We start from the raw sequence: 23785 nt of genomic DNA, 5'->3' as shown, positions 1-23785 counted from the left end.
GTCTGATTCTTGTCGGTTACTACCGGGGTCGTCCTGCCGGCTGGCTTGCCGGTTGTTGTTGAGGACGTGCCCGGAGCCTAAATGGTTCATGCCTCGAAAGGAACGTGATGTTCGCGTCACGCGTACTCACCCGATCGAGCTATCGAACGCACGATCGAAATTCTACTACCATGGGCAGGCGTACGGGTGGCGTCACATCGGCTCAAGCAAGCCTCGGTACCCTCTGACGGGCGACACCGCCACAACCGAGTCCGCGGAACGCGGGCTGTCAGAAATTCAGCGAGGAGCGAACCGCGTGACCGCCGAGATGTCCGTGCCGTCCACCGCCGTGCTGACCGGGGCAGACCGGGACGGATCCAACTACACCGCGCGGCATCTGCTCGTCCTTGAGGGGCTGGAGGCCGTCCGCAAGCGCCCCGGCATGTACATCGGTTCCACGGACAGTCGCGGCCTGATGCACTGCCTCTGGGAAATCATCGACAACGCCGTCGACGAGGCGCTCGGCGGCTACTGCGACCACATCGAGGTGATCCTCCACGACGACGGCTCCGTGGAGGTCCGCGACAACGGCCGCGGTATCCCCGTCGACGTGGAACCCAAGACCGGGCTCAGCGGCGTCGAGGTCGTGATGACCAAACTCCACGCCGGCGGAAAGTTCGGCGGCGGCTCCTACGCCGCCTCCGGCGGTCTGCACGGCGTCGGCGCCTCCGTCGTCAACGCCCTCTCCGCCCGGCTCGACGTCGAGGTGGACCGCAGCAGCAGGACCCACACCATCAGTTTCCGCCGCGGCGTCCCCGGGATCTTCACCGAGCAGGGCCCCGACGCCCCGTTCGACCCTGCCAACGGCCTCCTCAAGGGCAAGCGGATCCCCAAGACCCGGACCGGCACCCGCGTGCGCTTCTGGGCGGACCGCCAGATCTTCCTCAAGGACGCCAAGCTCTCCCTGGAGACCCTGCACGCCCGCGCCCGCCAGACCGCCTTCCTCGTCCCCGGCCTCACCCTCGTCGTCCGCGACCAGCGCGGCATCGACGGCGCCACCGCCACCGAGGAGACGTTCCACTACGACGGCGGCATCAGCGAGTTCTGCGAGTTCCTCGCCCAGGACAAGGCGGTCTGCGACGTCCTCCGTCTCACCGGGCACGGCACGTTCAAGGAGACCGTCCCGGTCCTCGACGACCGCGGCCACATGACGCCCACCGAGGTCACCCGGGAACTGGGCGTCGACATCGCGCTGCGCTGGGGCACCGGCTACGACACGACGGTCAAGTCGTTCGTCAACATCATCGCCACCCCCAAGGGTGGCACCCACGTCGCGGGCTTCGAGCGCTCGGTCACCAAAACCGTCAACGAGGTACTGCGGTCGAGCAAGCTGCTGCGCGTCGCCGAGGACGACGTCGTCAAGGACGACGCCATGGAGGGTCTGACCGCCGTTGTCACCGTCCGGCTCGCCGAGCCGCAGTTCGAGGGCCAGACCAAGGAGGTGCTCGGCACCTCCGCCGCCTCCCGGATCGTCGCCCAGGTCGTCGGCCGGGAACTCAAGGCGTTCCTGACCTCCGCCAAGCGGGACGCCAAGCAGCAGGCACGCGCCGTCCTGGACAAGGTCGTCGCCGCCGCCCGTACGCGCATCGCCGCCCGCCAGCACAAGGAGGCGCAGCGCCGCAAGACGGCACTGGAGTCCTCGACGCTGCCGGCCAAGCTCGCCGACTGCCGCAGCGACGACGTCGAGCGCAGCGAACTGTTCATCGTCGAGGGCGACTCCGCGCTGGGCACCGCCAAACTCGCGCGCAACTCCGAGTTCCAGGCCCTGCTGCCCATCCGCGGCAAGATCCTCAACGTCCAGAAGTCCTCCGTCTCGGACATGCTCAAGAACGCCGAGTGCGGCGCCATCATCCAGGTGATAGGAGCCGGGTCCGGACGGACCTTCGACATCGATGCCGCCCGCTACGGCAAGGTCATCTTCCTCGCGGACGCCGACGTCGACGGCGCCCACATCCGCTGTCTGCTGCTGACCCTCTTCCAGCGCTACATGCGGCCGATGGTCGAGCAGGGCCGCGTCTTCTCCGCCGTACCGCCGCTGCACCGCGTCGAGCTGATCAACCCCAAGAGGGGCCAGGACAAGTACCTCTACACCTACTCCGACAACGAACTCCGCCAGACCCTCCTCGAACTCCAGCGCAAGAACGTCCGCTACAAGGACAGCATCCAGCGCTACAAGGGCCTGGGCGAGATGGACGCCGACCAGCTCGCCGAGACCACGATGGACCCGCGGCACCGCACCCTGCGCCGCATCAACATCAGTGACCTCGAGGCCGCGGAGAAGGCGTTCGACCTCCTCATGGGCAACGAGGTCGCCCCCCGCAAGGAGTTCATCACCAACTCCGCCTCCACGCTGGACCGCTCGCGCATCGATACCTGAGCTGCCGACGTGCGTCACGGGCGGTCTCTCCACCTCCGGGTGGAGGGGCCGCCCGTCGCGATGTCCACCCGGGGCCCACCCTGGCTCCGATCCCCTCCGGGGCGGACGTCCGTAGCGTCGGGAACGTCGTTGTTCCCCGCTCCACGGAGGCCCGGGTCATGAGTGGCCTGCTCAACATCGCGGCGGTCGTCGCCGTCGTGGCGATCGTGTTCGTCCGTCAGTTCCAGGCGCGGCGTCTCACCGGCGGCAACCGGAGATGGTGGTTGGCTCCCGCCGTGCTCGCCGTCCTCGTGCTGCGCCAACCCGGTCTGCTGGACGCTACGCACATGGCTGCTTCTGTCGTGCTGCTCGCCGCCGAACTCCTCATTGGCCTGGGCAGTGGCGCCGCCTGGGCCTGGACCACCCGGATATGGACCGAGGCCGACGGCACCGTGTGGGCCAAGGGCGGTTGGGCGGCGGCCGGCGCCTGGCTCGGCGGCATGGCGCTGCGCCTCGTCCTCGCCTTCGGGGCCGCCGGGTTGGGCGTCCATCTGGGGAGCCAGGCCATGATGCTCTCCGTCGCCGTCATGCTGCTGGGCCGTACCGGTGTCACTCTTTGGAGAGTCCGGTCACCGCGACCCGCGTACCGCGTCCCTGTCGGTGACTGAAAAGCGCCGCCGGTGACCGATAAGCAGCACCGCACACCGGAAGGACCACGTGTGCCGCAGAACCCCTGGACCAACTGGCCGCTCCGCGAATCGCTCACCCGCGAGGGCGTGAGCGAGGCTCGGTTGTGGCTCGGGCGGGTCGTACGCGTCCTCGTCTTCGCCGGACTGCTGTGGGCCACCCTCACCCAGCCCTCCCTACGCGGCTGGCGCATGACCGCCGCCCTGGGCGGCATCGCGTTCGTCGCCCTGGCCTTCCGCGCCTTCTTCCGCACGACCCTGCGGCACCTCCTGTGGCCGTCGGTGGGACTGCTGCTCGCCATGGAAGCAGTGGCCCTGGGCATCAGCATCGCCGGAGCCTTGCTGGCGGCCATCGTGTTGTGGTGCGCCTGTGCGGTCACGGCGATGGAGCGCATGCCGCTCCGCGCCGCGATACCGTGCTCCGCCCTGGCCCTCGGCGCGTACGCCTCTGTCAACACCGACACCTGGCTGACCACCGTCGCCACCACCGCGGGACTCGCCCTCGCGGGTTACGTCGTACGCCTGGACGCCGAGGCGCGCGGCAACGCCCAGCGCCTCCTGGCGCAGGAACGCGCCGCACGGAAGGCCGAGGCGGAGTCCGCCGCGCTCGCCGAACGCGGCCGCATCGCCCGCGAGATCCACGACGTCCTCGCGCACAGCCTGAGCGCACAGCTCGTACACCTGGAGGCCGCACGGCTCCTCATCCGGGGCAGCACCGACCTGGAGGCCGACCGCGCCCAGATACTGGAACGCGTGGTGGCCTCCCGTCGCATGGCGCGGGAGGGACTGGACGGCACCCGCGCGGCGTTGTCCGCGCTGCGCGGTGAGATGGTTCCCGTCGAGGACTTCCTCCGTGATCTGGCGGACGCGGAGGATGCCGGGCTGGAGATCACGGGGCAGCACCGCACCCTGACGCCGGAGGCCGGGCTCGCGATCCGCCGCGTGGCCCAGGAGGCGCTGACGAACGTACGCAAGCATGCCCCTGGTGCCACGGTGCGTGTGACGCTGGAGTACGCGGAGGGGCACGTGCGCCTCGAAGTGCGCGACCGCGGCGGACATCGCACCCCCGGCGAACTGGCCGCGAGCGGCGGTGGATACGGTCTGCGGGGCATGCGGGAGCGCGCCGAACTCCTCGGCGGAACGCTGGACTCCGGCCCTGACGAGGAGGGTTTCGTGGTGCGCCTGAAGGTGCCGGCATGACGGCACGACCGGTGACGCGCGTGGTGGTCGCCGACGACCAGACCGTCGTGCGTGAGGGCATCGTGATGCTGCTGGGACTGCTGCCCGGCATCGAGGTCGTCGGCGCGGCCCCCGATGGCCAGGAAGCGGTCCGCCTGGTGGCCGAACTTGCCCCGGACATCGTCCTGATGGACCTGCGCATGCCCCGCTGCGACGGCGTCGAGGCGACCCGGCGGATCCGCGCCGACCACCCGGGCACACAGGTGGTGGTGCTCACCACGTACGCCGACGACGACTCGCTCTTCCCGGCGCTGCGGGCCGGTGCCCGCGGCTATCTGACCAAGGACGCGGACGGCGACGAGATCGTGCGCGCCATCGACGACGTGCTCTCCGGGGAGGCCGGACTCGCGCCGGAGATCCAGCGCAGGCTGCTGGAACGTCTCACCGAGCCGGCGCCGCGCCCGTCGGAGGGACTGAACGGGCCACCGGACGGACTGACCGCAAGAGAGGTCGAGGTACTCCGACTCGTAGCCGCCGGGCAGGCCAACCCGGAAATCGCACGCACGCTGCATGTATCCACCGCGACGGTGAAGACACACATCAACAACCTCTTCGCCAAGGCCGGATTGCGCGACCGCGCACAAGCGATCCACTACGCCTATCGTCACGGAATCGCTCAACCACCAGGGAATTCAGTCACCTGATGGGGTGAAGGATTCGCAACGAAGCGTCCCGGATCTTCCTTTCTGTCCATCCTTGTTGCACACGGTCAGCAGGCTCGTGCAACAAGGAGAGTTCGGTGGACAAGCAGCACGGCCGTACGGCCGCAGAGCCAGAGCCCGTACGCCTCGACGATCCCTGGTCCGACACCTTCGCCCACGGATGGGGCTCGTGGGGTGACATCACCAACGACGCGGGCACGACGAAACACACACAGTCCGAACCACAAGTGCCACAACCACGCACCGCGGCGCACGACGAGGTGTACCTCACGGTGCAGCGCAGCGTCGCCTTCCAGGAAGTACGCCGTCGCTACCGGGGCTTCGTCGTCCCTGCCACGGCCCTCTTCCTCACCTGGTACCTCGCCTACGTGATCGCCGCGACCACGGCCCCCGACCTCATGGCACGCCCCGTCGTGGGCGCCGTCAACGTCGCCATGCTCGCCGGACTGGGCCAGTTCGCCACCACCTTCTTCCTCACCTGGGCCTACGCCAGGCACGCGCGGCTCCGTCGGGACGCCGCCGCACTCGACATCCGGTGGGAGACGCAGGAACTCACCGGGGGGCACCTGCGGTGACCGGCGCTCACGAGACCCTGGCGCTCATCCTGTTCAGCGCGTTCATCGCGGTGACCCTAGGGATCACCACCTGGGTGAGCCGCCGCAGACAAGGCTCCGCCGAGGAGTTCTACGCCGGCGGCAGGCTTTTCTCCCCGCTGGAGAACGGATTCGCGATCGCGGGGGACTACATGTCCGCCGCGTCCTTCCTCGGCATCTCCGGCCTCATCGCCCTCGTCGGCTACGACGGGGTCCTGTACTCGGTGGGCTTCTTCGTCGCCTGGCTCGTCGTGCTCTTCCTCGTCGCCGAACTCGTCCGTAACTGCGGACGTTTCACCCTCGCCGACGTGGTCGCCGCCCGGATGCGCGAGCGTCCCGTACGCATCGCCGCGGGCACCGCCTCCGTCACCGTGTCCGTGCTCTACCTGGTGGCCCAGATGGTCGGCGCCGGCAGCCTCGTCGCGCTGCTCATCGGCAACGCCGGGACACAGGCCCGAACCTGGGCGGTCATCGGCGTCGGCACCCTGATGGTCGTCTACGTCGCGTTCGGCGGCATGCGCGCCACCACCTGGATCCAGATCGTCAAGGCGGTCCTCCTCATGGGAGGCGCCGTCGCGCTCACCGTCCTGGTACTGGTGCGGTTCCACGGTGACCTCAGCGTGCTCTTCGACACCGCCGCACGGCGCAGCGGCCACGGCCAGAGCTTCCTCGTGCCGGGACTCCAGTACGGGGGCGACTGGACGGCACGCCTGGACTTCATCAGCCTCGGTCTCGCCCTCGTTCTGGGCACCGCCGGTCTGCCGCACATCCTGTCGCGCTTCTACACCGTCCCCACGGCACGCTCCGCGCGGCGCTCCGTCATCTGGTCCATCGTGCTCATCGGCGGCTTCTACCTGATGACGATCGTGCTGGGCTTCGGCGCCGCCGCGGTCCTCGGCAGCGACGCGGTCCGTGCCAGCGCCGGGAACAACGCCGTACCACTGCTCGCCCTGGACCTCGGGGGCGGCGCGGGGTCGACCGGCGGAACGGTGCTGTTCGCCGTCGTGGCGGCCGTCGCCTTCGCCACGATCCTGGCCGTGGTCGCGGGAATCACCCTCGCATCGTCCGCCGCGGTGGCTCACGACCTCTACGGGTCTTTCAGGACCCGAGAGGGGGAGCCGAGCAAGCGGCAACGCAGTGAGGTCTCCGTGGCACGTCTCGCGGCGGTCGGTGTCGGCGCGGCCGCCATCGCACTCGCCCTGCTCGCCCGGGACCTCAATGTCGCCTTCCTTGTCGGTCTGGCATTCGCCGTGGCCGCCTCGGCGAACCTACCGGTGTTGCTGTACACCCTCTTCTGGCACCGTTTCACTACCCGCGGCGCCGTCTGGTCGGTCTACGGCGGTCTTGTGCCCGCCATCGTGCTCGTCCTCGTCTCACCCGTACTCTCCGGCAGTCCCCAGTCGATCTTCCCGGGGCTCGACTTCCAGATCTTCCCTCTGGAGAATCCCGGCATCGTCTCGATTCCACTGGGGTTTCTGATGGGTTGGCTCGGCACGGTGGCCTCCCCGGAGGCCGCCGACGTGGCCCGGCACGCGGAGACAGAAGTACGGTCGCTTACCGGGGCGGGAGCCGTGTAACACCGGCGGTTCCCGATCAATCGCACCACGGCGTGCTGACTGTCCTCCGGGGCGGACGGCACGCCGTGGTGCGTTGTGCCGTGGTGGGCGGGTGCCCGCAGGGGGTTCTCGGCTCGTGGGCACGTGTTCCCCTACAGCGATTTGGCAGCGTTTTCGGTGGTGGGAAGCGAGTATCCGGCAGTTATCCACAGGGCTTTCGGTTACGACTTGCGTAGCTCTAGCCTCGCTGTGTGTGGAGCCGACGAGGGGTGTGGCCGAAGGCCAACGCGTAGGGGAGACCGAGAGGCGGGGACGAGCGTGAAGGCAACGGGGGAACTGGGGCACTTGACCCGAGAAGGAAAGGCCCCTGGAAAGACGGTGATCAGTACCAGCGCAAGGATCGTGAGTTCGGTCCTTGCCCTGGGAGCGGCGATGGCCCTGGGATGGGTGATCAGGGACGCCGCAGCGCGTGCGGAAGACACGGACACGGAATCGCGTCAGAAAGCGCACGAGGCAGTCACCCCACGCAGCCGTTTCGCCGAGGCCGACGGGGGAGGTGAGCCAGAGAAGTCAGGCTGGCAAGGTGAGCGGCGTACGGGTGCCGACGGCGAGCGGAGCATCGGAAACGACCGGCAATGTGCCCGGGACGGGGTCAACAGCGGTCACGGTCATTCGCGCAGGTGGGCCGAGCGGCGCACCACAGCTCGCGGACACCGCAGCACCATCGGTCCGCTGCTCGACCGTGACGTGCCAAGAGCGGCCGTCGGCGTGAGCGACGGTCACGATCCACGTGGGCGTGCAACCCTCGACGCTGCCAGTGCCGGAGGACAGCCCGTCCGACAACCGCGCTTCGGGCCGCACCGGGTGGGTCCCTACGACGTCGAGTGCGTCCGCCCGTTGCTCTCCCAGAAGGCCGCGAACGGCGAGGTCAGCGGCCTGGCCGGGGCGGTCCCAGGTGGAACGACCACGACAGCGATCGAGCGTGATCCGACTGTCGTACGCCGCTTCCACGACGCTCTGCACCAGGTCGGCCGAGGCGCGTCCGTAGGCGTAGCCGTAGGGCAGCACGAGAAGCGTAGGCGCGAAGCGATGACCGCCGATGTGGGTGACCTCCCACGTCGCGATGCCGGCAGCGGTGAGGTCGGCGGCGAGCGGACGCCCGAGGAGAGCACAGCAGCGGTCCCGCCTGCCGTTGGTACACACGAGGACCAGAGGCTCACCCGTGTACGGCTCCCACAGTCCTCCGTGCTCCCCCTCACCCAGGGCGGCGAAGTCCAATCCCACGATGGTTCGCGGGTCGCGGATGGCGGTGGTGCGGATCCAGGAGCGGCCCGGCGCGGTGTGCGCGAGGAAAACGCGTCGCCGGACGACTCCACGGCGGTCGGCATGGCGTCCGGGGCGGCGGATCAGAGCGACACGGACCGATGTACCGGCTGCAGCGGTCTCCAGGGCGCGGCTGACGTACGGGTCGAGGTGGCTGTCCGCCAGCGCCTTGGCTCCCCAGGGGCCGGGCTGCTCGATGAGCAGCCACGTACGAGCAGTGGCCGCGGTGCCGGCCATGGGCTCGTCCGCCTCACGGGAAAGGGTGGTGCAGGTACTCACAAAGGTGAGCCTAACCTGACTGGTGCGCGGCGGACTTCACGAAAGCGAGCAGTCAGGCGTCCGCCGGGCGTCCGCGCCACGGCGCGGGGGCCACGCGGACGCAACGCTGGGCGCCACCGCGGAGGCGCGACGACCGGCGCAAGTGATGGTGGAGTACGGGAGCGGTGAGTCTCCGCGGCTACCGGGTGAGTGGTGTGGCGGTAGAGGATCCGGGCCGGCGGAGACGATGACCTGGCATGTTTCGTGGCGTACGGGGGCGGGACGCTCAGTGCTTTCGTGGTGCTTATCGTCCGCTTCCCGCCTTACGGCAGTTGTTGAGGCGGGCGGGGGCCGTGGTAATGCCCGGTGGGGCGCATGCGCAGTGGAGGTTCGTTGTACTCCTCCAGCGCGTGGGCGATCCAGCCCGCGATGCGGGCCACGGCGAAGATCGTTTCACCGGCTTCGATTGGCATGCCGGTGGAGACCGTGAGTACGGCCAACGCAAGGTCTACATTGGCGTGCAACTCGGTGTGCCGGGCTGCTGTGCCGATGACTGCGCGTGCGGCGCGTAGGGTGGGGAGCGCTTGCGGTACGTTCTCCAGCAGCTCGAAGAGGGCGTGAGCTCGAGGGTCCTCGCCGTGGTACAAGCGGTGGCCCAGCCCGGGGACCCGCCGTCCTGCTCGCAGGTGGTCGGCGACCACGGCGGTTGCGCTGCCTCGCTCCAGCACTTCCATCAACATACGGTGGGCGGCGCCGCTCACCGCGCCGTGAAGCGCTCCGTCCAGGGCTCCAAGACCCGCGGAGACGACCGCGTAAGGGTGGGCATGGGCCGAAGCCGCGACCCGGACTGCGAGAGTTGAGGCAGCGAGATCGTGATCAATGAGCAGCACCAGCGCCGCGTCCAGGACGCGTAGCGATGCTGTGTCTGCTGGCGTGTCGGTGAGACGCGACCACAGACGCGCGGACAGCGACGGCGCCCCGTTCGTGTCAGCGGTGCGTGAGGGCAGGGCATCGACCAGGGTGGGGATGAGACTGCGGGCTGTGTCCAGGACCGATTTCTCGGACAGGTCGAAACGCAACGGGTCGGCGGTTGCCGCGGCGATGACGGCGACGCGTAGGCAATCCATCGGGCCGCTGTGTGACGGGAGGGCTTGTGCGGCGCGACGGGCTGCAGTGAGCGCGTCCTCAGGAGTCGTGAAGCGGACGCCGCGACGGAGCCTGCCGGTCCACAGCCATTCGGCGGCCTCCTCATAGCTGTAACGCGCGGCGAGTTGAGATGTGTCGACGCCGCGGAAGTAGCAGTGGTTGCCGTCGATGAGGGTGATGCCTGTGCGGATCGTCAGCGGGCCGTCAGCACCGGCCGTTTCGCGGCGGCCGGTGCGCCGCGCGAGTGCGTCGACCTCTCCTACGTCGAAGGTACTGCCGCGACCTCCCGGGGCGCGGTGGCTTGTCAGTAGGCCGCGGCTGACATAGGCGTACACGGTCTCGGCCTTCACCCCGAGCCGCTCAGCTGCTTGGCGCGTGGTCAGACGTCTCCCATCCGTGCGCCCGGGGGCTTCTCGATCCGGCATGTACTCACTGTATCCACCACCTTGTATTGATTCAATCAATGTTGACGAGAATTGCTCAAGCATGGACAGTCGGATCAATGTTTCCAAGGGAGGGAGATGCAAGCCATGTCACGATCTGAGGCGAAGGCGTTGATCGATGCACCGCGCGGGCTGGCTGGGGTCGTCGTCACCGAGACAGAGCTGGGCGATGTTCGTGGCCGGGAGGGCTTTTACCATTACCGTCAGTACTCGGCCGTGGAGCTGGCCACTGCGCGCACATTCGAGGACGTCTGGTATCTGATGCTTCACGGTGAGCTGCCCGACGCCGATGAGCTCGCCGGATTCGCGGCCGAGACCGCGGCGCTCCGGACACTGCCCACCGCGGTGCGTGACGCGCTGCCCGGCCTTGCCTGGGCCGACGCAGCGTCCGGACCGTTGACCGGGCTTCGTACGGCACTGTCCCACCTGGGTGCGGCCACCGGTTTTCGGCCGCTGTACGACATCAGCGACGAGCGCCGCCGCGCGGACGTGCTTGTCGCGTGTGCCGCCGTGCCCACGATTGTCACCGCGCTCCACCGGCTCGGGCAGGGGCTGGAACCGGTGGAACCATGTGCTGATCTCTCGCATGTTGCCAACTACCTCTACATGCTCACGGGCCAGCTGCCGGAGCCCGAGCATGTGCGGGCGATCGAGTCTTATCTGATCTCCACCATCGACCACGGCTTCAACGCGTCCACCTTCACCGCGCGGGTTATCGCGTCCACGGGAGCCGACGTCGCCGCCTGCCTCGTGGGGGCGATCGGTGCGCTTTCCGGGCCGCTGCACGGAGGTGCGCCGAGTCGTGCTCTGGACACGCTGGACGCTATCGGCACGCCGGAGCGCATCGAGCCCTGGATCCGCGAGCGCGTACTGCGGGGTGAACGGCTGATGGGTTTCGGGCACCCCGTGTACCGCACCGAGGACCCCCGCTCGAGGATGCTGCGGGGGATTGCGGAAGAGTTCGGTGGGCCTCTCGTCGAGTTCGCTGTTCAGGTGGAGGCTCGGGCCGAGGCGCTGCTGGCCGAGCTGAAGCCAGGGCGTGAGCTGCACATCAACGTGGAGTTCTACGCAGGTGTCGTCATGGAGCTGTGTGGGCTGCCGCGGGAGATGTTCACGCCGACGTTCTGCGTGGCTCGCATGGTCGGCTGGAGCGCGAATGTCCTGGAACAGGCGCGGGACTCGAAGATCATCCGCCCTGCGGCTCGGTATGTCGGGCCGACTCCGCCCCAGCCGGTCCCGGGGGCTGTTGCTCGCTGATGGAGGGGCGGCGGGAGCGAGCTGCGCAGGTGTGCGTGGGGGACGACACGGCGGCGCGGAGTGCGGCGCCGGACAGCCAGGGTAATCACTAGCCGTCTCTGATGCTCCGCCCCCGGTTGTTCGTGGGTCCGGGACCGGTCGTTAGTGCTGCTGGTCCGTTACGATCGACAGCTCGTCCGCCGCGGGTCCGCACGGTTGGCCGAGCGCATCGTGGCCCGCCGCCCGCACCATGGAGGCGCCCTCTTGGCCAGGCAACAGATTCCGGTCGTCGTGCTCGCCGGCTTCCTGGGATCGGGCAAGACCACGCTGCTCAATCATTTGCTCGCTGCCGGGGACGGCACGCGCATCGGCGCGATCGTCAATGACTTCGGCAGCATCGAGATCGATGCGATGACGGTCGCGGGTCAGGTGGACTCGATGGTGTCGCTCGGCAACGGCTGTTTGTGCTGTGCGGTCGACACCAGCGAACTGGACACCTATCTGGAGCGCCTCGCACGGCCCGCAGTCCGCATCGACGTGATCGTGATCGAGGCCAGCGGTCTGGCGGAACCGCAGGAACTCATCCGCATGATCCTCGCCAGTGAGAACGATCGGATCGTCTACGGCGGACTGATTGAAGTCGTCGATGCCGCGGAGTTCGAGGCGACGCGGGCACGGCACCCGGAACTTGCGCGGCACGTGGGCATCGCCGACATCGTCGTGCTCAACAAGGCCGACCGCCTCGGTAGTGCGGAACGACGGGTACTCGCGGACACCCTGGCGGAGCTCGCCCCCGGCAGGCCCGTGATCTGCACGGCGTACGGGCGGATCGACCCCGAGTTGTTCTTCGACCGCGGGCCGGGTGAGGAATCCGATGAGGCCGTGCGGCAGCTGTCGTTCGAGGACCTGCTTCGGGAGGCTGCTGCCGCACGCGCGGAGACGGCGACCGGTGCTGGTGCCGACACCAGCACTCCGTCGCACGATGTCCGTGACGGCACAAGTGCGCTTGCCGACCACGGAGGCTCGGATGACGACCACGATCATGTGCCGGGGGAGCCTTGCAGCGCGCACTGTCACGGAGGTCACCTTCACGCCACCTACCAGAGTGTGGAGTTCGTCTCGCAGGAACCGATGCATCCTCGTCGGCTGATGGACTTCCTGGACAGTCGTCCCGTCGGTCTCTACCGCATCAAGGGCTTTGTGCACTTCGACGTTCCTGGTAACCGGCAGAAATTTGTTGTGCATGCCGTCGGTGACTTCCTGCGTTTCTACCCGTCGCCGTGGGAGCGCGGTGAGGTACGTAGCACGCAGCTCGTACTGATCGGCAGTGGCATCGATGCGGAGGCCGTACACAAGGAGTTGACGGAATGCCGTTACCTGCCGGAAGCCGACGCCGTTCGCACCGCTCCAGTCACCACCCCTGAGGGTGACGATGGGCCGGAGCACCATGTGTCCGACCCCGGGCTGTCGGAACACAGCATGTGGGGTGTGCTGCGCTACGTCGCCCAGCGCGAGGAGTGACGGCACACGCGGAACCGGGCCTGCGGGCACGCTGGGGACAGCGTGTCACCGACGTACCGGGGGAGCGGGCGACGCGCAGCGGGCACGCATTGCGCACTCATAGAGTCGACATATCGATGAAGTGAAAGGTCGTTCACTGACCACACCTCAGCCTCCCCCACGCACAGCAAAGAGCCGGGCCCCAAAGCAGCCCGGCCCCTCACCCCGACCCCTCCTACACCGGCCCGGCCACCGCCGCGACCGTCTTCTTCAGCGGTACGCCCGAACCGTCCCGCCGCGGGTCCGCCTCCGGGAGTTGCACCGGTGCGCCCTTGGCGTCCGCCGCGCGGGCCGGGGCCGCGACGGCCCAGGCCAGGACCAGGTGGCTCTCGCCCTTCAGGAACCGCTGGCAGCGCACACCACCGGTGGCGCGACCCTTGCGCGGATACTGGTCGAACGGCGTCAACTTGGCCGTCGCCAACGCACCGTCCAGGGTGTCGTCGGCACCGGCGACGGTGAAGACCACGGCGTCGGAGGCCGGGTCGACCGCGCTGAACGAGATCACCTTCGCGCCGTCGCCCAGCTTGACGCCCGCCATTCCGCCCGCGGGCCGTCCCTGCGGCCGTACCTGCGACGCCGGGTAGCGCAGCAGCTGGGCCTCGCTGGTGATGAAGACCAGGTCCTCCTCACCGGTGCGCAGCTCCACCGCGCCGACGATGCGGTCACCCTCCTTCAGGGTGATGACCTCCAGCTCCTCCTTGTTGGAGGGGTAGTCGGGCACCACCCGCTTGACGACGCCCTGCTCCGTGCCGAGGGCCAGCCCCGGCGAGGACTCGTCGAGCGTGGTGAGGCAGACGAGCCGTTCGTCTTCCTGGAGCTCCAGGAACTCCGAGAACTGCGCGCCGCCCGCGAGGTGCGGTGCCGCGGCCGTCTCCGGGAGCTGCGGCAGGTCGACCACCGACAGGCGCAGCAGCCGTCCCAGGGACGTCACGGCGCCCACCGTGCCGCGGGTCGTCGCGGGTACCGCCGAGACGATCACGTCGTGCTTGACGCGCTTGGCGTCCGCGTCGAACGGCACCTCGACGCTCGCCGTACGCGCCAGCAGCCCGGTCGACGACATCAGCACCCGGCACGGGTCGTCGGAGATCTCCAGCGGCACCGACGCGACGGGGGCGCCCGCCGACTCCAGGAGCACCGTCCGCCGCTCCGTGCCGTACTTCTTCGCGACCGCGGCGAGTTCGCCGGAGACCAGTTTGCGCAGTTCCGCGTCCGACTCCAGGATGCGGGTCAGCTTCTCGATCTCCTCCCGCAGCCGGTCGCGTTCCGATTCCAGCTCGATGCGGTCGAACTTGGTCAGACGGCGCAGCGGCGTGTCGAGGATGTACTGGGTCTGGATGTCGCTGAGGCCGAACCGGTCGATCAGCCGCTCCTTGGCCTGGGCGCTGTTCTCGCTGGACCGGATGAGGCGGATCACCTCGTCGATGTCGACGAGGGCGGTGAGCAGGCCCTCCACCAGGTGCAGCCGGTCACGCCGCTTGCCGCGGCGGAACTCGCTGCGCCGGCGCACCACGTTGAAGCGGTGGTCGACGTAGACCTCCAGCAGTTCCTTGAGGCCGAGGGTCAGCGGCTGGCCGTCCACCAGGGCGACGTTGTTGATGCCGAAGGACTCCTCCATCGGCGTCAGCTTGTAGAGCTGCTCCAGCACGGCCTCGGGGTTGAAGCCGTTCTTGACCTCGATGACCAGCCGCAGGCCGTGCTCGCGGTCGGTGAGGTCCTTGACGTCCGCGATGCCCTGGAGCTTCTTCGAGCCGACCAGGTCCTTGATCTTGGAGATGACCTTCTCGGGGCCGACCGTGAAGGGGAGTTCGGTGACGACCAGTCCCTTGCGGCGGGCCGTGACGTTCTCCACCGTGGCCGTGGCGCGGATCTTGAACGTGCCGCGGCCCTTCTCGTACGCGTCCCGGATGCCGCCGAGGCCCACGATCCGCCCGCCGGTCGGCAGGTCGGGTCCCGGGACGAACCGCATCAGTGTTTCAAGATCGGCGTTGGGGTGCTTGATGAGGTGGCGGGCCGCGGCGATCACCTCGCCGAGGTTGTGCGGCGGCATGTTCGTCGCCATGCCGACGGCGATGCCGGACGCCCCGTTGACGAGGAGGTTGGGGTAGGCGGCGGGCAGCGCGACCGGCTCCTGCTCCTGGCCGTCGTAGTTCGGGGTGAAGTCGACGGTGTCCTCGTCGATGGACTCCGTCATCAGGGACGTCGCCGACGCCATGCGGCACTCGGTGTACCGCATCGCGGCCGGCGGGTCGTCGTTGCCGAGCGAACCGAAGTTGCCGTGGCCGTCGACCAGCGGCAGCCGCATGGAGAACGGCTGCGCCATGCGCACCAGCGCGTCGTAGATGGACGCGTCGCCGTGCGGGTGGAGCTTGCCCATCACCTCGCCGACGACCCTGGCGCACTTGACGTAGCCGCGGTCGGGGCGCAGCCCCATCTCGTTCATCTGGTAGAGGATGCGGCGGTGGACGGGCTTGAGGCCGTCGCGGGCGTCCGGCAGGGCGCGGGAGTAGATGACCGAATACGCGTACTCGAGGAAGGAACCCTGCATCTCGTCGACGACGTCGATGTCGAGGATCCTCTCCTCGAAGTCGTCCGGCGGTGGGGTCTTCGTGCTGCGGCGGGCCATCGCGGCTGCGGCTCCTTCTGCTGCGTCTGCTGCCGTTGTGGATCAACGATGCGGGATCGGTCGGCCGCGGACCGGCCGGTGACTGTGCCTGAGTGTGCCTGAGTCTGACGCCGACCATTGTGTCCCGCCCCGCTGACAGCGCCGACCGCGGCACCCCCGGCGGCCTGTCCCGGCCGCCGCGGGACCGGAGGTCACCGGCCCGCCGCTGCCACCCCCCATACGGGGCGGGTGCGGCGGGAACTTCGCCAGATGCCGACGCGGTTGCATACAGTGACAGGACTTCCTCGCAAGCGGATCGAAGGGACGTACATGCCCATGGGTCACACGGCCACAGGTCAGGCCGGCTCCGGCGGCCTGACAGCGACCGAGCACCGGCTGGCCAACGGCCTGCGCGTGGTGCTCTCCGAAGACCACCTGACGCCGGTGGCCGCGGTCTGCCTGTGGTACGACGTCGGTTCGCGCCACGAGATCAAGGGCCGCACGGGCCTCGCCCACCTCTTCGAGCACCTGATGTTCCAGGGCTCCGCGCAGGTCGAGGGGAACGGCCACTTCGAGCTGGTGCAGGGCGCGGGCGGCTCCCTCAACGGCACCACGAGCTTCGAGCGCACCAACTACTTCGAGACCATGCCCGCCCACGAGCTGGAGCTGGCGCTCTGGCTGGAGGCGGACCGCATGGGCTCGCTGCTGACCGCCCTGGACGAGGAGTCCCTGGAGAACCAGCGGGACGTCGTCAAGAACGAGCGGCGCCAGCGCTACGACAACGTCCCCTACGGCACGGCCTTCGAGAAGCTGACGGCCATGGTCTTCCCGGACGGACACCCGTACCACCACACCCCCATCGGGTCGATGGCCGACCTGGACGCCGCCTCCCTGGAGGACGCGCGGGAGTTCTTCCGCACGTACTACGCGCCCAACAACGCCGTCCTGTCGGTCGTCGGCGACATCGACCCCGACACCACGCTGGGCTGGATCGAGAAGTACTTCGGGACGATCCCGCAGCACGACGGGAAGCAGCCGCCGCGCGACGGGGCACTGCCCGACGTCATCGGCGGCGAGCTGCGCGAGACCGTCGAGGAGGACGTCCCCTCCCGCGCCCTGATGGCGGCCTACCGCCTGCCGCACGACGGCACCCGGGAGGCGGACGCCGCCGACCTGGCGCTGACCGTCCTCGGCGGCGGCGAGTCCTCCCGGCTCTACAACCGGCTGGTGCGCCGCGACCGCAGCGCCGTCGCCGCCGGTTTCGGCCTGCTGCGGCTGGCCGGGGCGCCGTCGCTGGGCTGGCTGGACGTGAAGACGTCCGCCGGTGTGGAGGTGCCGGACGTGGAGCGCGCCGTCGACGAGGAGCTGGCCCGCTTCGCCGCCGAGGGCCCCACCGCGGAGGAGATGGAGCGCGCGCAGGCCCAGCTGGAGCGCGAGTGGCTGGACCGTCTCGCGACGGCTGCCGGGCGGGCCGACGAACTGTGCCGCTTCACGGTCCTGTTCGACGACCCCCAGCTCGCGCTCACCGCGGTGCAGCGTGTCCTGGACATCACGCCCCAGGAGGTGCAGGCGGTCGCGCAGGCCCGGTTGCGTCCCGACAACCGCGCGGTGCTCGTGTACGAGCCGACCGCACCGGCGGAGCACGCCGCCGGCGACGAGAACGAGGAGGCGGCCCAGTGAGCGACGCCGAGAACCGAACGGACTCCGCCATGACCACCATGACGTTCCACCCGCGGCCCCGGGGCGGGGTGCCCACGCCGTGGGCCTTCCCGGCCCCCGACCGCGGTGTGCTCGCCAACGGGCTGACCGTCCTGCGCAGCCACCGGCCCGGCCAGCAGGTCGTCGCCGTCGAGGTCAACCTCCTCGCGCCCCTGGAGGCCGAGCCCGAGGGCCTGGACGGCGTCGCCACGATCATGGCGCGGGCGCTGTCCGAGGGCACGGACAAGTACACCGCCGAGGAGTTCGCCGCCGAACTGGAGCGCTGCGGCGCCACCTGGGACGCGCACGCCGACCACCCCGGTGTGCGGGTCTCCGTCGAGGTCCCGGCCTCCCGGCTGCCCCGGGCGCTGGGGCTGCTCGCCGACGCGCTGCGCGCCCCGGCGTTCCCCGACAGCGAGGTCGAGCGGCTGGTCCGCAACCGCCTCGACGAGATCCCGCACGAGCTCGCCAACCCCGCCCGGCGTGCCGCGATGGCCCTGTCGAAGGAGCTGTTCCCGGCCTCCTCCCGGATGTCGCGGCCCCGCCAGGGCACGGCGGAGACCGTGGAGCGCGTCGACTCCACCGCGGTCCGCGCGTTCTACGAGGCGCACGTGAGGCCGGCCACGGCCACCGTTGTCGTCGTCGGCGACCTCACCGGCACCGACCTGGACGCGGTGCTCGCCGACACCCTCGGTGTGTGGACGGGTTCGGCCGCCGAGCCGTCGGCCGCCTCGCCGATCGTCGCCGACGACCGGGGCCGGGTGGTCATCGTCGACCGTCCCGGCGCGGTCCAGACGCAGCTGCTCATCGGCCGCGCCGGGGCCGACCGGCACGACCGGGTGTGGCCGGCGCAGGTGCTCGGCACGTACTGCCTGGGCGGCACCCTCACCTCGCGGCTCGACCGCGTCCTGCGGGAGGAGAAGGGCTACACCTACGGCGTACGCGCCTTCGGGCAGGTGCTGCGGTCGTCCGCGCCCGACTCCCCCGAGGGGCACACGGGCGCCGCGCTGCTGGCGATCAGCGGCTCGGTGGACACCGCCTCCACGGGCCCCGCGCTCGCCGACCTGTGGACGGTGCTGCGCACCCTCGCCGCCGAGGGCCTGACGGACGCGGAGCGGGACGTGGCGGTGCAGAACCTCGTCGGGGTCGCGCCGCTGAAGTACGAGACCGCGGCCGCCGTCGCGGGCACCCTCGCCGACCAGGTGGAGCAGAACCTCCCGGACGACTTCCAGGCGCAGTTGTACGCGCGGCTGGCGGAGACCGGCACGGTGGAGGCGACGGCCGCGGTGGTCAGCGCCTTCCCGGTCGACCGGCTGGTGACGGTGCTGGTGGGTGACGCGGAGCAGATCGCCGGGCCGGTCAGGGAGCTGGGCATCGGTGAGGTGACGGTGGTCGGCGGCTGACCGTGCGGCACCCGGGCGTGCCCGGCGGGGTGTTCGGCCGTTCCTGACGGTCCGGCGGCCCGCCGGGCACGGCGTCCCCGGCCGCTCCGGTGGCCGGGGGAGGGGTTCCCGGGGGCGCGGGAGTGCCCCGGTATGCCCTTGCGCGGGCGGAAAGTTGCGTACGGTTGCCCGGTTCGGGTGTGGCGAATCGCACAAAGTGCGGGATCTGTTTGCCGATCGAAAGCCGTGACGTCTAGCGTCGTTCCCGCTGTTCGTCCCACGCGTGCCGCGACCGCGGCACCGAACAGGCATCGCCGAGTCCCCGTACGGCGCGAGTCAGGGGAGCCGGGGAACCACATGTCCCCGGGGTGAATCGGGCGCCTCCTCGGAGGGGCCCGTAGGAGACCTTCCTGCTCCGAACCCGTCAGCTAACCCGGTAGGCGAGAAGGAAGGAAAGGACCAGCCAGCACATGGCGTTCACCCGTGCCACCGGGAAACACCGTCGTCCCAGCCGTACCGCTCGGACGACCCGCAACATCGCAGGCATAGCCGGTCTCGCGGCCACCGGCGTCGTCGCCTCCGTGGCGTCCCCGGCGATGGCCGCCACCGGCGAGTCGTCCGGCGGCGACACCGGCCTTCAGCAGGCCGTCGTCGTGGGTGACCAGCTCGCCGACCGCGTCGAGGCACAGGCCGACGAACAGCAGGCCGTCGCCGAGGCCGCCCAGGTGAAGGCGAAGGCCGAGGCCGAGGCGCAGCAGCGCGCCGAGGAGGCCAGGAAGAAGGCCGAGGAGCGCGCCGAGAAGGAGCGCGAGGCCCGGGAGCGCGCGGCCCGCGAGGCGGAGCGCAAGCTCCTCAACACGTTCGTCTCCCCGATCACCGGCTCCTATGTCTCCACCGCCTACAAGGCGACCAGCGGCCTGTGGTCCTCGGGCACGCACAGCGGTGTCGACTTCCACGCGTCCAGCGGTACGCCGGTCCACGCGGTGGGCACGGGCACGGTCGTCGAGGCAGGCTGGGGCGGCGCGTACGGCAACAACGTCGTCATCAAGATGCACGACGGTACGTACACCCAGTACGGGCACCTGTCGTCCATCGGCGTCTCGGTGGGCCAGCAGGTCAAGCCGGGGGAGCAGATCGGCCTCTCCGGCTCCACCGGCAACGTCACCGGCCCGCACCTGCACTTCGAGGCCCGCACCGGCCCCGACTACGGGTCGGACATCGACCCCGTCTCCTACCTCCGTTCGCACGGCGTCAACCTCTGAGACCCCGTCGCGTCCGCACCGGGCCCCGGCCGCCGGCCGGGGCTCCGGCATGTCCGGCGCCGGCCGCGGACCGGGCATGGCCAGAACATATCCATGAATACCGGTGCCCCGTCGGGGATTTCACCGCCGTCGAATAGAGTCACCGAAAAGCCGCCGCACGGCGGCGTTTCCCGGCTATTACGGCGGAGGCACCCACGATGCGAGGGCATATTTCCGCGCAGGCCGTCTGCACGGCGATTCGCGACGACATCGTCACCGGTGCGCTGGCGCCGGGCGGCCGACTGGTCGAGGACATTCTGGCCGCCCGGTACGGCGTCTCCCGGGTCCCGGTCCGCGAGGCGCTGCGCACCCTCCAGTCCGAGGGTTTCGTCACCATCCGGCACCACGTCGGTGCCTGTGTCATGGAACCGGACGACCTGGAGGCGGCCGATCTGCTGGACCTGCGCGCCCAGCTGGAGCCGATGGGCGCGGCCCGCGCCGCCGGACGCCGCACCGACGCCCATCTGAAGGTCCTGCGGGGCCTGGTGCGCCTGGGCCGCGAGCGGGCCCGCCACGGGAACCCGTCCGACCTGCGCCAACTGGACGGCTGGTTCCACGAGACGCTCGCCCAGGCGGCCGGCGGGCCGAGCCTGACGGCGCTGCTCGTCCAGGTCCGCCGCAAGATCGAGTGGCTGTACGCGGTGGAGCCGCCGAGGCGTCCGGCCGAGGCGTGGGACGAGCACGGCGCGGTGCTGGACGCCGTCGCCCGGCGCGCCGCGGAACGCGCCCGCGCCCTGATGGCGGCGCACGTCGAACGGGCCCGCCCCGCGCACCGGCTGCGGCGCCCGGCGGCGCGGGAGGCGAAACGTCCCGCCGCGGTGCGCGCCCGTTCCTGACGGACGCCGGTACCGGGGGCGGGAAATGCGGGAGCCGCGTAATGACGGCGTATTTTTCCCGAGTTTTTCCGGGTGATTTCCGGCCGGGGCTTTTGATTGTTGAATTCGCGCCGACATCCGTACGGCGGGGGAGAGGCGTGCCCGGCACCGTCCGGTGCACGGCGCGCGAAAAGGCCCCGTCGCGGCGGCCGGGAACAGGTTGCCGCGACGGGGCCTTCGCCGGTCGTCCGGCGGGCTCGGGGCCCTGGCTCAGACGGTCTCGGGAAGCTCGTCGAGCCCCTCGGCGACGAGCTTGGCCAGACGGTCGAGGGCCGCCTCGGCGCCCTCGGCGTCGGAGGTCAGCACGATCTCCTCGCCGCTCCGGGCGCCCAGGCCCAGGACCGCGAGCATCGAGGCCGCGTTGACCGGGTTGCCGTCGGCCTTGGCGACCGTCACCGGAACGCCGGAGGCGGTCGCCGCACGGACGAAGATCGAGGCGGGGCGGGCGTGCAGCCCCTCGGCCCAACCGACATGGACGCGGCGCTCAGCCATGGTGTTGCCCTTCAAGTCGTTACGGTTGTCTAGACCAGTCTCTCACGGCGTCCGGCGTGCTCCGGCAGCCGTTCGGCCCGGCGACCGCGGACCTTCGGCCCCTTGAGCCGCGGCCCCGGCGCGCCCCGGGCCCCGGAACGGCGCTCCGGGCGCGCGCCACGCCCGCACACCCCGGGTCCGGTGACGCCCCCCGGCCGTACGCTGTCGGCATGCAGAAGCCGCCGGACCACGCGTACCCGACCCACTGGGAGGCCGACGTGGTGCTGCGCGACGGCGGCACCGCGCGCATCCGCCCCATCACCCCCGACGACGCCCAGCGCCTGGTCTCCTTCTACGAGCAGGTCTCGGACGAGTCCAAGTACTACCGCTTCTTCGCGCCCTACCCGCGGCTGTCCGACCGGGACGTGCACCGCTTCACCCACCACGACTACGTCGACCGGGTCGGGCTCGCCGCCACCGTCGGCGGCGAGTTCATCGCCACCGTCCGCTACGACCGCATCAACGACCGGGGACGGCGCGCCGACGACCCGTCCGACGACCAGGCCGAGGTCGCCTTCCTGGTGCAGGACGCCCACCAGGGACGCGGGGTCGCCTCCGCCCTCCTGGAGCACATCGCCGCCGTCGCCCGCGAGCGCGGCATCCGCCGGTTCGCCGCCGAGGTCCTCCCCGCCAACACCAAGATGATCAAGGTGTTCACGGACGCCGGCTACACCCAGAAGCGCACCTTCGAGGACGGAGTGGTCCGCCTCGAACTCGACCTGGAACCCACCGAGCAGTCCATGGCCGTCATGCGCGGCCGCGAACAGCGCGCCGAGGCCCGCTCCGTGCAGCGGCTGCTCGCCCCCGGCTCGGTCGCCGTCATCGGCGTCGGCCGCGCCCCGGGCGGCATCGGACGCACCACCCTGCGCAACATCCTCGACTCCGGGTTCACCGGCCGCACCTACGCCGTCAACCACGCCTTCCCCGAGGGCACCGACCGGCTCGACCCCGAGGGCGTCCCCGCCGTCCGCTCCCTGCGCGAGATCACCGGCCCCGTCGACCTCGCCGTCATCGCCGTCCCCGCGGACAACGTGCCCGACGTGGTCCGCGACTGCGGCGAACACGGCGTCCAGGGCGTCCTCATCCTCACCTCCGGCTACGCCGAGGCGGGCCCCGACGGCCGCGAACGCCAGCGCGCCCTGCTCCGCCTCGCCCGCTCCTACGGCATGCGGCTGATCGGTCCCAACGCCTTCGGCCTGATCAACACCGCCCCCGCGGTCCGGCTGAACGCCTCGCTCGCCCCCGCCATGCCCGGCGCCGGCCGCATCGGCCTGTTCACCCAGTCCGGCGCCATCGGCATCGCCCTGCTGAGCGGACTGCACGAACGCGGCCCCGGCGACGGCGGCATCGCCGGCATCTCCACCTTCGTCTCGGCCGGCAACCGCGCCGACACCTCCGGCAACGACCTCCTCCAGTACTGGTACGACGACCCCGACACCGATGTCGCGATCCTCTACCTCGAATCCATCGGCAACCCCCGCAAGTTCACCCGGCTCGCCCGCCGCACCGCCGCCGTCAAACCGGTCGTCGTGGCCAAGGGCGCCCGCCACCACGGCAGCGCCCCCCTCGGCCACACCGTCCCCACCGTCCGCATCCCCGACAGCACCGTCGCCGCCCTGATGCGGCAGGCGGGCGTGATCCGCGTCGACACCGTCACCGAACTCATCGACGCCGGGCTGCTCCTCGCCTCCCAGCCGCTGCCCACCGGCTCCCGCGTCGCGATCCTCGGCAACTCCGAGGCCCTCGCCCTGCTCGCCTACGACGCCTGCCTGACCGAGTCACTGCGCCCCCAGCGCCCACGCGTCCTGGCCTCCACCGCGACCCCCGGCGACTTCCGGACGGCCCTCGCCGAGGCCCTGGCCGGCGAGGGCTGCGACGCGGTCCTCGTCACGGCGATCCCCCGGCTCACGGAGGGCACGAGCGCGGCGCCCGAGGAGGCCGCCGCCCTCGCCGCCGCCCTGCGGGAGGCCGCCGCCACGGACCCGGAGAAGCCCGTCGCCGTGGTCCACCTCGCCATGGACGCCCTCGCCGCGGCCCTCGCCGCCCCCGCCACCACGGGGGCCGCGACCGAGGAGCCGGCCGCCGGCCCGTCCCTGTACACCCCCGCCCCCGACGTTCCCCGGGCACCCGCCCGGATACGCATCCCCGCCTACCCGGCCGCCGAGCGGGCGGTGCGCGCCCTCGCCGAGGCCACGCGCTACGCCGCCTGGCGCCGGGACGCCGCCGCCTCCTGGATGTCGTCGTACTCGGGCACCCGGCCGGGTTCGGCGGCGTCCCGGCGCCAGGCGGCGAGATCGGA

The 23785-nt window shown here is 70.4% G+C and carries 17 protein-coding genes and 1 riboswitch; of the genes, 13 read left to right on the top strand and 4 right to left on the bottom strand.

Annotation, left to right across the window (positions count from 1 at the left end):
- Nucleotides 1–295 precede the first annotated feature (295 nt).
- The 6 genes from AC51EU_RS02445 (at nucleotide 296) to AC51EU_RS02420 (ending at nucleotide 7152) form a co-directional block, all read left to right on the top strand.
- Nucleotides 296–2416, top strand: a complete 2121-nt coding sequence (locus tag AC51EU_RS02445; RefSeq protein WP_496264923.1) for a DNA gyrase/topoisomerase IV subunit B — start codon at nucleotides 296–298, stop codon at nucleotides 2414–2416.
- A 158-nt stretch (nucleotides 2417–2574) separates the two neighbouring features.
- Nucleotides 2575–3063, top strand: a complete 489-nt coding sequence (locus AC51EU_RS02440; protein WP_496264922.1) for a DUF1453 domain-containing protein — start codon at nucleotides 2575–2577, stop codon at nucleotides 3061–3063.
- Between the two features lie 51 nt (nucleotides 3064–3114).
- On the top strand, nucleotides 3115–4281 hold the full coding sequence (locus tag AC51EU_RS02435; protein ID WP_496264921.1) for a sensor histidine kinase: 1167 nt from the start codon (nucleotides 3115–3117) through the stop codon (nucleotides 4279–4281).
- Nucleotides 4278–4964, top strand: coding sequence for a response regulator transcription factor (locus tag AC51EU_RS02430; protein ID WP_496264920.1), 687 nt, complete (start codon nucleotides 4278–4280; stop codon nucleotides 4962–4964). The genes AC51EU_RS02435 and AC51EU_RS02430 overlap by 4 nt, the downstream gene beginning before the upstream one ends.
- A gap of 95 nt (nucleotides 4965–5059) precedes the next feature.
- Complete coding sequence (locus tag AC51EU_RS02425) at nucleotides 5060–5557, top strand: DUF485 domain-containing protein (RefSeq protein ID WP_496264919.1); 498 nt, start codon at nucleotides 5060–5062, stop codon at nucleotides 5555–5557.
- Entirely contained in the window at nucleotides 5554–7152 is a 1599-nt protein-coding gene (locus AC51EU_RS02420) for a monocarboxylic acid transporter (protein WP_496264917.1), read from the top strand. The genes AC51EU_RS02425 and AC51EU_RS02420 overlap by 4 nt, the downstream gene beginning before the upstream one ends.
- Before the next feature lie 549 nt (nucleotides 7153–7701).
- Here AC51EU_RS02420 and AC51EU_RS02415 read toward each other — a convergent pair.
- Both AC51EU_RS02415 and AC51EU_RS02410 read right to left on the bottom strand, forming a co-directional pair.
- Nucleotides 7702–8733, bottom strand: coding sequence for a ferredoxin family protein (locus AC51EU_RS02415; RefSeq protein WP_496264916.1), 1032 nt, complete (start codon nucleotides 8731–8733; stop codon nucleotides 7702–7704).
- 302 nt (nucleotides 8734–9035) lie between these two features.
- Nucleotides 9036–10283 carry a citrate/2-methylcitrate synthase gene (locus AC51EU_RS02410; RefSeq protein ID WP_496264915.1) on the bottom strand — a complete coding sequence of 416 codons (1248 nt, stop codon included), beginning with the start codon at nucleotides 10281–10283 and terminating at the stop codon, nucleotides 9036–9038.
- A 105-nt stretch (nucleotides 10284–10388) separates the two neighbouring features.
- Between AC51EU_RS02410 and AC51EU_RS02405 the strand changes: the two genes are divergently transcribed.
- Entirely contained in the window at nucleotides 10389–11558 is a 1170-nt protein-coding gene (locus AC51EU_RS02405) for a citrate synthase (RefSeq protein ID WP_496264914.1), read from the top strand.
- A gap of 243 nt (nucleotides 11559–11801) precedes the next feature.
- The gene (locus tag AC51EU_RS02400; RefSeq protein WP_496264913.1) at nucleotides 11802–13058 is read left to right on the top strand and encodes a CobW family GTP-binding protein; all 1257 of its coding nucleotides are present in this window, start codon (nucleotides 11802–11804) and stop codon (nucleotides 13056–13058) included.
- 214 nt (nucleotides 13059–13272) lie between these two features.
- On the opposite strand, the gene AC51EU_RS02395 is transcribed toward AC51EU_RS02400, so the two are convergent.
- Nucleotides 13273–15720 (bottom strand): DNA gyrase/topoisomerase IV subunit A, encoded by a 2448-nt coding sequence (locus tag AC51EU_RS02395; RefSeq protein ID WP_496264912.1) that lies wholly within the window; start codon nucleotides 15718–15720, stop codon nucleotides 13273–13275.
- Nucleotides 15721–16035: 315 nt separating this feature from the next.
- Between AC51EU_RS02395 and AC51EU_RS02390 the strand changes: the two genes are divergently transcribed.
- The 4 genes from AC51EU_RS02390 (at nucleotide 16036) to AC51EU_RS02375 (ending at nucleotide 20916) form a co-directional block, all read left to right on the top strand.
- Nucleotides 16036–17379, top strand: a complete 1344-nt coding sequence (locus tag AC51EU_RS02390; protein ID WP_496264911.1) for a M16 family metallopeptidase — start codon at nucleotides 16036–16038, stop codon at nucleotides 17377–17379.
- Nucleotides 17380–17408: 29 nt separating this feature from the next.
- Complete coding sequence (locus AC51EU_RS02385) at nucleotides 17409–18800, top strand: M16 family metallopeptidase (protein ID WP_496264946.1); 1392 nt, start codon at nucleotides 17409–17411, stop codon at nucleotides 18798–18800.
- 281 nt (nucleotides 18801–19081) lie between these two features.
- A riboswitch (cyclic di-AMP (ydaO/yuaA leader) is annotated at nucleotides 19082–19236 on the top strand.
- 13 nt (nucleotides 19237–19249) lie between these two features.
- Nucleotides 19250–20041, top strand: coding sequence for a M23 family metallopeptidase (locus tag AC51EU_RS02380; protein WP_496264910.1), 792 nt, complete (start codon nucleotides 19250–19252; stop codon nucleotides 20039–20041).
- Between the two features lie 197 nt (nucleotides 20042–20238).
- Entirely contained in the window at nucleotides 20239–20916 is a 678-nt protein-coding gene (locus AC51EU_RS02375; protein ID WP_496264909.1) for a GntR family transcriptional regulator, read from the top strand.
- A gap of 249 nt (nucleotides 20917–21165) precedes the next feature.
- Here the strand turns inward: AC51EU_RS02375 and AC51EU_RS02370 are convergent, their stop codons facing one another.
- The gene (locus tag AC51EU_RS02370) at nucleotides 21166–21447 is read right to left on the bottom strand and encodes an HPr family phosphocarrier protein (RefSeq protein WP_496264908.1); all 282 of its coding nucleotides are present in this window, start codon (nucleotides 21445–21447) and stop codon (nucleotides 21166–21168) included.
- A 209-nt stretch (nucleotides 21448–21656) separates the two neighbouring features.
- On the opposite strand from AC51EU_RS02370, the gene AC51EU_RS02365 reads away from it, so the two are divergent.
- Nucleotides 21657–23785 (top strand): GNAT family N-acetyltransferase (locus AC51EU_RS02365; protein WP_496264907.1); only part of this gene is annotated, 2129 nt, incomplete at its 3' end.

The organism is Candidatus Streptomyces philanthi, assembly GCF_059553635.1.
Note: the sequence above shows the minus strand (reverse complement) of the source record. Positions and strands in the feature narration are given on the sequence as shown.